The organism is Psychrobacter okhotskensis (genome assembly GCF_965638355.1).
Taxonomy (GTDB): domain Bacteria; phylum Pseudomonadota; class Gammaproteobacteria; order Pseudomonadales; family Moraxellaceae; genus Psychrobacter; species Psychrobacter okhotskensis.
On sequence record NZ_OZ281822.1, the window covers coordinates 2,034,141 to 2,047,943 of the forward strand.

The window sequence follows — 13,803 nt, forward strand, 5'->3', positions numbered from 1 at the left end:
AATGAATATTTGTATTGGTTACGTGACAATAGCTTAAAGGGGAAATGTATGCTTTTTACAGACGATCCTGATATCAAATTATAGACAGTTTCACTGTAGCCCAAAGCACCTGTATCCCAATGATAGCAACGGTATAAGAAAGGATTTTATATGAAACGTTTCAAGATTCTACGCAATGTTCTATTAGCCACTATAGCTTCTAGCTCTTTACTAAATATGGCGCATGCTGAAGACGCTCTAAAAATGGAACTAACAGCTAATCAAGTCATAAAGAATGTGGAAGGTAAAACGGTCTATACACCAGTACGTACTGCACCAGCAGGTACTGTGATTCAGTATAAAGCGAATTATACCAATACCATTAATAAAGACATTAACGACTTGATGGTGACGCTACCTATCCCTGCCAACATGACATTTACTGGTGATGCGATGCCTGCAAGCGCACAAGCCAGCACTGATGGTAAAAACTATGCTGATATGCCGCTGATGCGCAAAGTCGATGGCAAGATGATCAAGGTTCCATACTCTGAGTACCGTACTTTGCGTTGGAACATCAAATTACTACCAGCGAAAAAGTCAGCTGCCGTTGCTCTCAATACCACCGTTAATTAGTTCAATAGACATTAAACCTTCACGCTTTTAACGTTTCAATTTTTAATTTTAACTCTGGAGCATTACATGAAATCAAACACTTTTAATTATAGTTTGCTAGCTGTCGGCGTCGCCGCAGTGATGGGCCTATCGACTGGCGCTATGGCGTCTATAACTTCAGGATCTACGACTAATTCTACGACTCCTGCTATTAATAACGTAGCAACTGCAAGTTATAATGTTGCAGGGGTCACTCAAACTGCGACTTCTAATATAGTGACCGTGAATGTTAGCGAAACAGCTAACTTCATACTGTACGCTACTAATGGTAACAGTGCTACTGATGACAAAAACGAAAACATAGCGACTATTCCAGGTGCTACTGCTACTTTCAATCATATATTGATAAATGAAGGTAACGTGAGCGATACTTATAACATCAATACGACTGCTAATAACGACGCTAATATTGAGACAGCCACACCTACGCAAGGGTATGCTCATCCAGCAAATACAGATGTTGCCTTCGTAATTCGACAAAAAGGTGGTGCTGCTCTAACAGCTGACCAAGCAAATGCATTGCAAGCACTTGGTCAAGCTCAGAGTGGCAATTTAACAGGTGGCGCAAACACTACTACTAGAAATATTAAACTGTTGCCAGGTTTACAAGCAGCTCTTAGCTATACGTCACTAACACCTACTGGCCGTACTGGTGGCGATATTGCTGTTGGTACTCTAACTGCTACTAGTAGCTTTATTACTACTGCAACTACAACAGGTACTAAAGTTCCTACATTAGTTAATGAAAACCAAACGATCGTTAGATTGCCTACTTTTAGTATTGTAAAAACAGGGGCTAGTAGCGTCGATTTGACAGCGACTACTCCTCAGATTGCTTACACTATTACCGTAACTAATGCGAATACTGACTATAGTGCTGATGCCACTGATTTTGTTATAAGAGATGTCCTTCCTGCAGGTCTATCTCTGCCTAATAATGCTACAACAGACGTGACCGTAAGTGGTGGCGCTGGTACACCTAGGATTTCCACTATCAGTGGTCGACGAGCTATCGATGTTCCAGTCGCCAACTTGCCAGTTGGTGAAAGTCGCACTATCACTTTTACGGTTAATGTTGATAAAGCTCAGTTCACTGGTGCTAATAGTTCAGTTACTAACAACGTAGCGGTTTATGATAAATTCGTTGGTGCTGTTGGCACGTTATCTGACACTCCTACAGTCGGTACTGATTATGACATTTTAGATAATACACTAACACCTGCTCCTGGTAGTGAAACTACTAGAGTGCCTGATGCTGCTGATCAAGCTAACGGCGCTGGTGTAGATACAGCTGCAACGACTACCTTCACTAGACGAGTAGTTGTATTAAGCTATTCAACCACTAGAGAGATTGCCCCTGCCTCAGGTACTGCTGGTCAAGTGACTCACTCAACTAACATTACTAACAACGGTCAAGATACTGAAGGTACAGATGCTGCCCCATTGACTTTCACTATTGCCGATGATACCGCAAATACAGCTGTCAGACCTGTTGTTGGTCCTGTCAGTATTACTTATACGCCGCCTGGCGCCAACCCAGTACCTGTTACTAGAACCATTACTCCTGTTAATGGTATCTATACCATTAATGCTGCTTCATTACCTGGTGGTATCGCAACTGGTGGCGTAGTAGCGATTAACTATAAAGTGTCTTCAGGCAATGTCACTACTCCTGCAACTGTTGCTGATGCGGCAGCTGTTGGTAGCGCCGAAGCTACTATCGTCACTTTAACGCCTGCTGGTACTGGTGCACCTGCTGCTACTTCAGTGACAGATAGAACTAATGTGAGAGGTCTAACTTTAGTGAAATCTCAATCATTAGATGCTGCCTGTAATGCTGACGCTTCTGCAGCTACTTTTGTTCAAACTGCAATTGAGAATGCAAAACCTGATCAGTGTGTTATTTATCGTATTCAGGCGACTAATACGTCTTCTGCTATACAAACTGCAAATCCAGCAGCAGCTTCTGGTTTTAACATTACAGGCTTAACGATTTCGGATTTGTTATCTAACTTCTCAGCTGGTGCTACTTACGTACCTGATACAGCTGCTTCTACTGCTACTAATAACTCTTCTATTGGTGCTGCTGCTGTAAATACCAGTGCTATTACTGCCACCATGTCTAGTACAGATGTTTTGGCTCCTCAAGGCGTTGCCAGTTTGACCTTTAAAGTTAAGATTAAAAACGCTCGTTAATTGAAGAAGTTATAGGCAGCACAAGTTGCTTATAGCTCAATCCTCTAGCTTGAATTGTGCACATATTATTCAAGCTAGAGACTTATTACCTCTTTATGTTTTATTGGATAAGCGACTTATGACCCGATCTACAATGACACCGTCTAATCGTACCGCATTGTGCACAGCAAAGATTTCTGCGCTGTCAGTGGCAATGTTGCTTATGCAATCGAATATGGCATTCGCCGCAGTCAATCCACTTGTGCAAATCATTGATAATCTAGCAAACGTCGATTATGACGTAGCAGCTGTTAAGCAGCATGGTACTTCAAACCAAGTACAAGTCAAAGTCTCTGCCCTTCCTGAATATGGTATTGGCTTAACTAAGCAGCCTGTACAGACAGTCATGCCTAATGCTTTAGTTAGTTGGGTCAATGTTTTAAGCAATACCAGCTATAGCAACCAAACGGTTGAGTTGACGCTTGATGTAGCACCAACGCTATCTAACATCAAAATCTATCAAGATTTGAATAAAAACGGCATCATTGACAGTGCTGACAGCGAAGTTATCTTTAATAACTTAAGTGCTCAGATCTTGCTTGGGCACAGTGAAAGCATCCAGCTTATCGTACAAGCTTTGTCAGATCCTAACGGTAAAACTGACGATACTGCCGAGATTCAGCTTGGTGCTATTGTCCTAGAAGACCCTTCTATAACGGCTAATATCACCGATAAACTCGTTATCGTCGAGCCTGAGATCAATTTCACCACGCCTACATTTGATGACAATAAAACCACCTCTCAAATCGATGAAAACGTCTATATCGATGCCAACTACGCACAATGTAATGTTCAATTAGATAAGCCTGATCAAGTATGGGTTACGATTACTTCATTATTGACAGGTGATAAGTACTCTCTAAAAGGCATAGAGACTGGTAATAGCACGGGCAAATATCACCTATCAGCGCCAACCCAAAGTAATGCCAATGCTATTGATGACAAGATCATTCAGACGTTGGCAAATGATACCTTGACTGCCAACCTAGACGCTTGTATCGCACCTTCTGTCGGCACTGGCGCTGAGCAATTGCCAAGCGCAGGTGACTTGACCGTACGTATCGACGACTTGGACACACAAATCAATATCGTTGATGACAACCCAAGCTTAGTCGTGACCAAAGAAAGTGACGTTAAAACAGCTGAGCTTGGTGACTATGTTAGCTATACCATTAATATAACCAACAGCGGCAACTCTACCGCTTATGATGTTCAGCTAAAAGATGCCTTACCCCGTGGTTTTGACTACGTCGATGGTAGTGTGCGTGTTGGTAAAACTGCTAATATCGATATCAATCAGACGCAAACCACTGAGTTTAAGGCGGATGGTAAGTATCAGGTTTTAAAGTTAGGTAACATGGCGGTTGGCGAAAGTAAAAAAATCACTTATCGTGTATTAGTCGGTGCTACCTCTTTAGGTGGTGATGGTATCAACCGTGCGACTGCCGTTGCGAGCAATGAGCAAGGTCAAAGCCTAGTATCAAGAGAAGCGCAGTGGAAAATTGAGGTTGAGCGCGGCGTCATGAATACTGATGGCATCATCGTCGGTAAGGTATACCACGATATCAACCGTGACGGCATTCAACAAAAACAAGATGGCGAGCTAGGCGTTGCTGGCGTGCGCATCTATATGGAAAACGGTAACTTTATCGTCACCGATCCTGAAGGTAAGTATAACTTTTATGGGGTTAGTGCCAAAACTCACGTATTAAAAGTTGATCGCACGACCATTCCTAACGCGACCGAAATGGTCATCCAAACCAACCGTAACGCTGGTGATGCTGGCAGCCGTTTTGTCGACTTAAAATACGGTGAGCTACATCGTGCTGATTTCGCTATCGTCGGTGGTATGGGCGATAGCACTGAACGCTTGAACGCAGAGTTGGTAGCTCGTAGCAAATCAGTGAGCGCAAAGAATGATACTCTTGAGCAAGCCGTAAAAACCGAGCTGACTTTAGAGCCTGACTACAATCGCGACTACAATGATAATGTGGACGCCAGCGGTTGTAATATCAATGGTGATTTAGACCTTGGTAGTAACTGCGACTCTGCTATCGTTAATGAGATGGTCAATCCATCTACTAACATAAATATGGAAGTGACTACTGTTGCTCCCCCTGTCGAAAAAGTGCTAGAAGAATACCTAAAAGAAGTCGCTAATAACGATGTGACTTTTATTAATCTGAGCGCAGGTCAACAGCTCAATTCTTATAAGCAAATGGTACAAGTACAAGCGCCACTGGGTAGCAATTTCACGCTATATGCCAATGGTACAGCCGTATCAGAAGATAAAATTGGTAAAACTGCTGAGCAAGAAAAACAAAATGTGACAGCATTTGATTATTATGGCGTTGAGCTTAAACGTGGTCGTAACGTCCTACATGCTGTAGCGACTGATATTAATGGAAAAATCATCTCTGAGCAGACGCTTGATGTCTTTACACCAGACAATCTCCAATCTATAGACTATCGTACTCAAGCGCAGTTGGTTGCCGCAGATGGTGTTAGCGACTATCAAGTGGTTATCAGCTTAAAGGATCGGGATGGTCGTCCTTATATCGCCTCAACACCAATCACTATCGATACCAATATTGGTCGTATTAATCTTAGCGATACCAGTAAAGATCAAGCCGGTACTCAAGTTATCGTCTCTGGTGGCGAGTTATTGATACCTGTTACCGCCCCAAGTGCGCCAGGCAAAGGTGAACTAGTCATTGATACTGGTAGCAGCAAGCAAGTAATTCCGCTACAGTTCACCGCTAAACTACGTCCATTGATTGCTGTGGGTATTGTCGAAGGGGCTATATCGCTTAAAGACTTTGATGGCAGTAATATTACCGATGCTCAAGGGGCTTTTGAGCAAGAATTGAATGAGATTGCTGGCGGTGACGATTATTCAGCCACTGGTCGTGCAGCAATGTTCCTAAAAGGCAAAGTGCGCGGTGATTATCTACTAACCCTTGCCTATGACAGTGACAAAAAAGGCGAGCGCCTATTCCGTGATATCGATCCAGGCGAATACTATCCCGTCTATGGCGATTCATCGGCAAAAGGCTTTGACGCCCAGTCTACTAGCAAGCTCTACGTACGCGTAGATAAAGGTCGCTCATTTGCCATGTACGGCGATCTCAAGACTCAGATCGATAACGATGAAGGTATCGAACTTGGTCAGTATAATCGTACGTTAACTGGTGCCAAAGCTCAATACGAAGACAATAATACCCGTATCACCACCTTTATCTCCGAAACCAGCTCATCACAACGCGTCAACGAGACTCGTGGTCTTGGCATTTCCGGTCCTTATCCACTGGCTAACGACTTCGATGCGGTACTAGAGAACTCCGAAACCATTGAGGTCATTACTCGCGATGCGAATAACCCTGGACTTATCGTACGCCGTGAGACGCTGACACGATTTGCTGATTATGAAATCGACCCTATCAGCCGCAGTTTATACCTAAAAGCGCCGATTGCCAGTCAAGATTTGGAAGGCAACCCTATTTATCTACGCGTTACCGTAGAAGTAGACGAAGGCGGCGAAAAATATTGGGTGGGCGGCATTGCAGCCAAGCAACAACTGACTGCCAAAATCGCCATCGGTGGCAGCTATGTCAATAGTGATGACCCACTAAATAAAGAAGAGCTCGCGAGTGTTAACAGCGTTATCAAGTTCAACGATAAGCTAAAACTGGTCGCAGAATATGCCAAAAACAAAGCAGAAAATCCAAACTTTCAACCAAGTAACCAGATTAATGCGGATCTCTTAGAAGGCCGCGATGCCAAAGGTGATGCGCTACGTATAGAATTAGATTACGACAATAAATCAAACACCCGTGCCAAAGCTTATTATAATGATGCTGAAGAAGGTTTTGTCACTGGCGCATCACCGCTAACTGCGGGTCGTACTGAATCTGGCGTAGAAGTCACTCACACTCTGAATGATAAAAAGACAGCGCTTAAACTTGAAGGCGTACGTACAGAAGATCATACAACAGAGGCCAGTCGCGAAGGTGTAGAAGCAAGCATTGAGCAGCGTCTCAGTCAAAATATCGTTGGTGAAATTGGGGTGCGCTACTACAAACAAGATGCGACCGCCGCCTCACGCAATACCCAAGCAGCCACTGATGTGCTAGATGTTACTGATGATACAATATTCAATGATGACATCATTAATCAATCAGCGCTTAATGGCGTCAGTAACGCTGACAAAGATATCGAGGGAACGACTGCCCGCGCTCGTCTGACAGCGCGTTTGCCAAAACTAAATAACTCTTTGGTATTTGCCGAATATGAGCAAGATATTGACAATAGCGAGCGTAATGCAACCTCTATCGGTGGCGAGACACCACTGGGTAACTTAGGTCGCTTATATGTGCGTCATGACTTAATTAACAGCTTATCAGGTAGCTACGGTTTAGATGATACAGAAGAACGCCAGCGTACCGTCGTAGGCTTCGATGCCACTTATATGAAAGACGGTAAAGTCTACAGCGAATACCGTATGAGCGATGCGATCAGTGCCCGCGAAGCAGAAGCCGCTATCGGTCTAAAAAACAAATGGTATGTACAAGAAGGTCTGACCTTAAGCACACTATTTGAGCGTGTTGAGTCTTTAGAAGGTGACGAAGACAGTACGGCAACTGCAGCTGGCGTCGGGGTTGAATACCTAGCCAAAGAAAACTACAAGGCTTCAGGGCGTCTAGAAAAACGCTGGGGTGACACCAGTGATACCCTTCTCGGTAGCGCTGGCATTGCTTATCGTTACACCGATGACATTACTCTATTAGCAAAAGATATCTACTCGCAAGTGGATTATGACGATGGTCATCGCACTATTAATCGTTTCCAGCTTGGTGCCGCTTACCGTGATTATGATAGCAATCAGCTCGATATGCTTGCCAAGCTTGAGTACCGTTTAGATGATAACGCTACCGGTAACGATCCCTATCAAAAAGATGCGATTGTCTGGTCATGGAGCGGCAACTATCATCCGACGCGCCCATTAACGTTATCAGGTCGCTATGCGGGTAAATATACAGAATATGATGCTGACAATATCGTAAGCGATAACACGGCTCACGCGGTCTATGCACGCGGCTTATATGACATTAGCGAGCGTTGGGATATTGGTCTACAAGCAGGTACTTACTGGAATAAACAAGCGGATGACTTGGCTTATCTGGTTGGTGCAGAAGTTGGCTACAGCCCGATGACCAACCTGTGGTTATCACTCGGCTACAACTTTATGGGCTTTGAAGATGAAGACATCGCTTATGATGACAGCACGCAAGAAGGCGCTTATTTTAGACTACGCTTCAAATTTGATGAAGATTTATTCAAACGTGAAGATCCACGCAAAAATAAACGTTTAACCAGCGATTCTACGTTATAATTTAGCCAAATTATCATAGGCATGGCTTATGATAATTTGCTCGCCGATTTACAGTCCTTTATCGATTAAGGGCTTATAAAGTCAGTGCTAATAAAAACCAATATCCACACTCATTACCTTTATACAAGGTTCGCATTATGTTGTACTCTGCGATCAAAGCTGTAACCAATAAACAGCCTATCTATACTACGCTCGCAGCAGTCTTGCTCCTGACGACTGCTTCATCAGCGCTGGCAGTAGCCAAAGAGGCTCCAGCTATTACTCTACAAGCTTCTAACTATTGCCATGGTGATTTGCAGACACAACCCTCTGCTTATAAATACCAAAGTACGCAGCAACGAGCGCTGAGTTGCCTGTTGACGCAACTACAAGCTTATCAGCAAAAAGACATGACAGCGCAGCAGCAGTATCTAGCGTATAAAGCGCAAGCGTGGATTAACTATGCTATTCATCAAGACAGTATTAATAGCCGCTCACCGGCTGGTACATACGCAGCGCAGTCGGCAGAGACGATATTGCAAGCGCTAAAAAATGATACCGCACAAGACATAAGCCTATATCAGGATATCCCGTCTGAATCTGCTTTGATGCGTCCTGATCTTTGGGCAACTTTGAGTGCTTTAAAAGACAGCGACGGTATTGGTACTGCGCCACGTGAAATGGCATTTAGTGAAGTGGCTTTAATATGGGCAGCAACCAATCAGTGTGAGCGTGGCTCAAAAGAGTCAGGCAGTCACTTCCGCATGGCAGATCGCTGGCTAGAGCAAGCGCGTGAGGCCTATGTGAACGCCCATGATTCGCAAGCTAACGTCGCCTTAGAGAATCTGATCGTGCGTTATTACAAGCAATATGCCCCTTTGGATCCGAGTGAGGATGTTTGCCAAGGGCAAAAACTGTTTTCTATCGCTCAATAACCTAGCAATCGCAAAAATGAGCAAGGTGTTTTTGGCACCAAATGTCGCTCATCTTAGATATTTTCTGACAGCTACTTGTCAATATTTTCGTTATTATTGAACCTAGGCAAACAAAAGACCGTCACAAAAATAGAAATTAAAAAAGCCGACTCATAAATAGTCGGCTTTTTTGTATTAAAATTTCAGTTAACTTTTATAATATCATCCACGTTTAGCACAAAATAAATTAGCGGTTTTTACGTGGTAGCTTTTCTGGTAAATAACAGCGCAGATAAGCAATTGACGCAGTATTTGCTTCTTGCAGATACTTCTCTGTAATGCTCTCATGACGGCGGTAAGAAACCGTAAAGATAGCGTTGATAATACTATAAGTGACCAAAAGAACATCTTGGATATCTTCAAATTTTGGCACTTCATACCGTTCTGCTAAACGTTTATATACCAGTTCAACCACTTGATGATCCATATCTTCACCGAAACTATCACCTTCAAAATCAGGTGTATTCGTACCATAGATCAATTTTGCTTTGGTCTGATCTTCATGAAAGATATGCACACAGCGATCGATAAGTGCTGTTAAATATCCCTGCCATCTGTCGTAATCAACCGTTTCTACAGTTGTCAAAATCTCTAAAATCTCGATAGCATTCAAAAAGCGCAATGCTAAAAATATGGCTTCGATATTCGGAAAGAAATGATAAGCAGATGCTCTTGGAATGCCAGCTTCTTCGCAAACAGCAGCCAAGGTAATATCATTGATAGACTGCGTTTCACTCAGTTTTTTGGCACCCATCAATAGCTTTTGACGGCGCGCGCGACCTTGCTGACTGGTAAATTTAAATTTATTAGGTACCAGCTTCTTTGCCAGTTCCGAATCTACCAGTACATCTTCAATTTTGTCGTCTCTATTTTCACTCATTGTAAGTCTCTTAATGTTGTGCCCTATCTTTATAAATATGGTCTTCATTGGACAGTATTCATTCTAAATTTAAGAACGACTGTTTGTTAGTTGGTAATACGGGCTAATATTACCGCTCTATGCTCAATGAAGAGGCATCATAAACGCTTGTACACTATCAAGCAAGGGACGTGCATGGGTTAAAAAATAATGTATCGATTAACAGTATATTAGGGTTAATAATGAAGTTTTATTTTCGCCCTTATAATACCATGATCGATGACTCTATCGGCATAATCCCACTTTAAATGGTCATTAAAATAGTCAACTCGCTCAACCTGACCGATTGCAAACTTGCTATCAGGCAAAAATTCCTCTGAAACGAACAGCTGATCAATTACTTCTGGCATACCTTGATAAATGTGGGTATATGCCACGTCTTTCATCCAACCATAACGCGCTTGAATGCGAGCGGCGTCGAACAAGGCAACATCACGCATGCTTTTATCATAATTGACTTCGCCAGTCTCGGTCATTAGTTGCGTGGTCACACTACCGGTGACGTCGTTCATATCACCAAGTAAGATTAAGGGCTCACGAGTATGCTTCAAGCGTTCGATGATAAACATTCGAATAGATGCCGCTTCTGCTGCCCGCATACATAAGCTACGAAGCTTGGCACGAATGCGAATATTGGGGTCATCCATATCTTCTAACAAATTGCCGGCTTCATCTCGTAAGAAAAAAGCGCGCTTACTTTTAAGGTGAGCTGTAATAATAGTAATGGGCTGCCCGAATGCATCTACTCGCAATACCAAGGGTGGACGGTTAAAACGCTCATAAGGACCAATATCAGGAATATCAATCACCGCCTTTGGCGCCACTTGCTCTAATAAAGTCGTCTCTAATTGTTCAAAGCGACTAATAATACCTACGGCAGGTGTATTTTGCGCCCCTCTACCTTGAGTATAAGCACTCGAACTGTCATTGCTTGCTAGCGGAATAACCACATGTTCGGGCTTAAATCCTAACGATACTGCCAATGCCTCTAGCGCCTCGCTGTCCCATACTTCTTGTACGGCAATAATGTCGGCATGGGCTTTTGCTAATAAGTCGCTGATGCCACGCAATTTACTTTCATACTCTTTATTACTGTACGGCTCAGCATTTTCATAATACATGCGATTAGGATTGGCAAAATTTAGCAAATTGGCAGTAGCGATATAAAACTGTTTATCGCTACCTTTATTGGCAGAGTAACTCATAAAACTCCTAGTGCTATTTGGATAGTATGCATTATTATGAATAAACAACGCAAGCTGTTCATAATAATAGACCGCCTCCACTAAATCTGTAGTGTTTCGTATTGTTTTATCCTACTATTTCATAGCTAGAAAAACTGGGTTCATTGATAATGTAGAGAACGCTTTCTCTATTAACGCGCACTCTATCAAAGCCCTTGTACTAAATATTGGTTGATCATACTCGTTTATGAGCCAGTACAAAGGCGGCGCTGCCAATCATAGAAGCGATGACACACAATACTAACAGCTGCACGTATTTGTGCTCTGCGCCAAACACTGGCGCCATCACTGCAATATAGCCACCGTTTTCTAACATATAAATAATACCTGCCATGAGCGCTGATACAAAGCTGACTACAATGGCCCAAGGTTTGACTTCCCAACTTGACCAAATGCTAAAAAATACGACAGGTGCTAAAAACAGGGAAGCGGTACCACTAATAGCGACCGCATCGAATAGGTCTTTGCTGCCAGTTGCAATGAAGGCCAAGCCTGCCAGCAAAAACCCTAGCATAATCAGCCTGCCATTTTTTACAGTTGGTTTGACAAGTTTCATATCAATGGCTATCAATTTTGCGGCACTGGCGTAGGTAGAATCTAAGGTCGATATCGCTGAAATAATCAGCGCGAAGCTAAACAACATCATTACCGCTGGTGAAAATAGAGTGTTCAGCGTTTGCGTCACTTCAGTGACCCCTCCCGCGTTGTTCAGCTGTGCAAACACACCTAGCAAACCAAATAACAAGATGCAAGCCATCGAAATAGGCGCGGCATAGTAAAATGACTTTTTAGTAGTCGCTCTATCTGCTAAAAATCCTCGGTCAGTCATGACAGGATCATGAGCGGGATAGCTCCATATTTGGATAAATGCAACTATCATTAATATCCATCCCTTGTTGTCAGCGGAATTGGAGGAGCTAATGATGGCATTAAAAGAAAACAAGGGATGTGCAAACATGGCAACCGCTAAAACAATAATGGCGAAGATCGTCAATAGCGCTTGAGCCACATCTGTCTTCAGCGCAGTGTGTAGCCCACCAATTGAAGAATAAATTAAGGTAGCGACCGCTATAATCAGTATTAAATAATTCTCATTAAAGCCCACGAACAAGGTTGTGATAAACCCAAACACCAGTAAGTTGCTAAATACCTCGCTCACTAATCGAAAACCAATCACTGCATTATAAAGGTGCTCACCAGTTGCCCCAAACTTGACTTGCATGAACGTCTGTATGTTATTAAAACCATGTTTGAATCGTAAGCTATCAACAATATGTGCGCCAGTGATAAAACTAAAATAGTACATCCCATAAGCCAAAGTACCAGCGATACCGTAGAAAAAACCTAAAACGGCCGCATTCATGAGCGACCGTGCAAATATCCAAGTAGTAACCTGAGACAATATCAATGTCCAAAGACTGGGTGGCTGACCTTGTAAAGACTTGCCTTGATAAAATCTGGCGATATCAGGGGCAAGTTCATACGTTTCAGAAGAAGAGTCAGTCATGGTCGCTCTATGGGTTATTGAGACATCGTTAAGATTACCACAACTATCAAAGGTGCAACATGTAAAAAAGCCTCTAGAGCATACTCTAGAAGCTTTTATATAACTGCAATTATCAAGGGTAAGAACTCGGCTATAAAAATACTGTATCGTTAATCAGTCATACTATCGATGATACTGACTAAGCTATCAATAAAAATGATGGTACTGATTAAGATGCCGAAATTCTCTATTTCCCAATATTACGATACACGATTCCATGCATCACGTGATGCTCGACGTGCCTCATTCCACTCCATACGTGACTCACCTTTTACTTCATGCCATGAGTTTTCTAAGTCTGCTTCATGATCTTCAAAGCGAGCATCTGCAGGATAACGGGCACGGTTGGCGTAACCGACTGCGTAGGCAGGATGTAAATCACGGTCAAAATCATGACCTTCTTTATAATAGTCTGCATTCGCATACTCTGCGCGCCAGTAAGCTTCTTCGCGCGTTGGGTCAATAGCTTCAGCGGCCGCATGACCTGCACCGCCACCGACGATAGCGCCAATAGCACCACCAATGAGTGTGCCGAGTGGTCCTGCCATCGTACCGATAGCCGCACCTGCTGCTGCGCCGCCTATGCCGCCTATGCCTGTACCTACTGGATGTGATCCTGGCTCACCAGTGATGATGTCAGCATTTAGGTCATGCTTAGTCTCTTTAGACATGTGCTTTACTTCACTACGATCAATACCGTCATGGTTACTCATAATATTTTCCTTAAATTATTTGTTATATATTAGATTTATGATTGAAAGTTAGCAGTGTTGCTCCATTCATCTAAAGTATAGAAACTTAAGGACAAAGACAGATAGGCAGATTATGTAAACTGTGTCCAAATCTCGATTGTCTTGCGT

General features: G+C 43.0%; 8 protein-coding genes. 4 read left to right on the forward strand and 4 right to left on the reverse strand.

Annotated features, from left to right (window positions below; all coding sequences use genetic code 11):
- The first annotated feature begins 150 nt into the window (after positions 1 to 150).
- From ACSUPM_RS08465 to ACSUPM_RS08480, 4 genes are all read left to right on the forward strand, one after another.
- The gene (locus ACSUPM_RS08465) at positions 151 to 615 is read left to right on the forward strand and encodes a hypothetical protein (protein WP_436879846.1); all 465 of its coding nucleotides are present in this window, start codon (positions 151 to 153) and stop codon (positions 613 to 615) included.
- Positions 616 to 681: 66 nt separating this feature from the next.
- The gene (locus tag ACSUPM_RS08470; RefSeq protein WP_436879847.1) at positions 682 to 2,850 is read left to right on the forward strand and encodes a beta strand repeat-containing protein; all 2,169 of its coding nucleotides are present in this window, start codon (positions 682 to 684) and stop codon (positions 2,848 to 2,850) included.
- Positions 2,851 to 2,968: 118 nt separating this feature from the next.
- A complete protein-coding gene (locus tag ACSUPM_RS08475) occupies positions 2,969 to 8,281 on the forward strand; it encodes a hypothetical protein (RefSeq protein ID WP_436879848.1) in 5,313 nt (1,770 codons plus the stop codon).
- A 137-nt stretch (positions 8,282 to 8,418) separates the two neighbouring features.
- On the forward strand, positions 8,419 to 9,195 hold the full coding sequence (locus ACSUPM_RS08480) for a hypothetical protein (protein ID WP_201566232.1): 777 nt from the start codon (positions 8,419 to 8,421) through the stop codon (positions 9,193 to 9,195).
- A 226-nt stretch (positions 9,196 to 9,421) separates the two neighbouring features.
- Here ACSUPM_RS08480 and ACSUPM_RS08485 read toward each other — a convergent pair whose 3' ends face one another.
- From ACSUPM_RS08485 to ACSUPM_RS08500, 4 genes are all read right to left on the reverse strand, one after another.
- Positions 9,422 to 10,114 carry a TetR/AcrR family transcriptional regulator gene (locus ACSUPM_RS08485; protein WP_025651779.1) on the reverse strand — a complete coding sequence of 231 codons (693 nt, stop codon included), beginning with the start codon at positions 10,112 to 10,114 and terminating at the stop codon, positions 9,422 to 9,424.
- Positions 10,115 to 10,329: 215 nt separating this feature from the next.
- Positions 10,330 to 11,358: an endonuclease/exonuclease/phosphatase family protein gene (locus ACSUPM_RS08490; RefSeq protein ID WP_025651778.1), complete on the reverse strand. Its 1,029-nt coding sequence runs from the start codon at positions 11,356 to 11,358 to the stop codon at positions 10,330 to 10,332.
- 214 nt (positions 11,359 to 11,572) lie between these two features.
- The gene (locus tag ACSUPM_RS08495) at positions 11,573 to 12,904 is read right to left on the reverse strand and encodes a hypothetical protein (RefSeq protein ID WP_025651777.1); all 1,332 of its coding nucleotides are present in this window, start codon (positions 12,902 to 12,904) and stop codon (positions 11,573 to 11,575) included.
- Between the two features lie 239 nt (positions 12,905 to 13,143).
- Positions 13,144 to 13,656, reverse strand: coding sequence for a hypothetical protein (locus ACSUPM_RS08500; RefSeq protein WP_025651776.1), 513 nt, complete (start codon positions 13,654 to 13,656; stop codon positions 13,144 to 13,146).
- Positions 13,657 to 13,803 lie beyond the last annotated feature (147 nt).

Excerpts from the sequence above, each read along its gene's own strand:
- ACSUPM_RS08495 (WP_025651777.1), bottom strand. The coding sequence starts at position 12,904 with ATGACTGACTCTTCTTCTGAAACGTATGAACTTGCCCCTGATATCGCC.
- ACSUPM_RS08500 (WP_025651776.1), bottom strand. The coding sequence starts at position 13,656 with ATGAGTAACCATGACGGTATTGATCGTAGTGAAGTAAAGCACATGTCT.
- ACSUPM_RS08470 (WP_436879847.1), top strand. The coding sequence starts at position 682 with ATGAAATCAAACACTTTTAATTATAGTTTGCTAGCTGTCGGCGTCGCC.
- ACSUPM_RS08480 (WP_201566232.1), top strand. The coding sequence starts at position 8,419 with ATGTTGTACTCTGCGATCAAAGCTGTAACCAATAAACAGCCTATCTAT.
- ACSUPM_RS08485 (WP_025651779.1), bottom strand. The coding sequence starts at position 10,114 with ATGAGTGAAAATAGAGACGACAAAATTGAAGATGTACTGGTAGATTCG.
- ACSUPM_RS08475 (WP_436879848.1), top strand. The coding sequence starts at position 2,969 with ATGACCCGATCTACAATGACACCGTCTAATCGTACCGCATTGTGCACA.
- ACSUPM_RS08490 (WP_025651778.1), bottom strand. The coding sequence starts at position 11,358 with ATGAGTTACTCTGCCAATAAAGGTAGCGATAAACAGTTTTATATCGCT.
- ACSUPM_RS08465 (WP_436879846.1), top strand. The coding sequence starts at position 151 with ATGAAACGTTTCAAGATTCTACGCAATGTTCTATTAGCCACTATAGCT.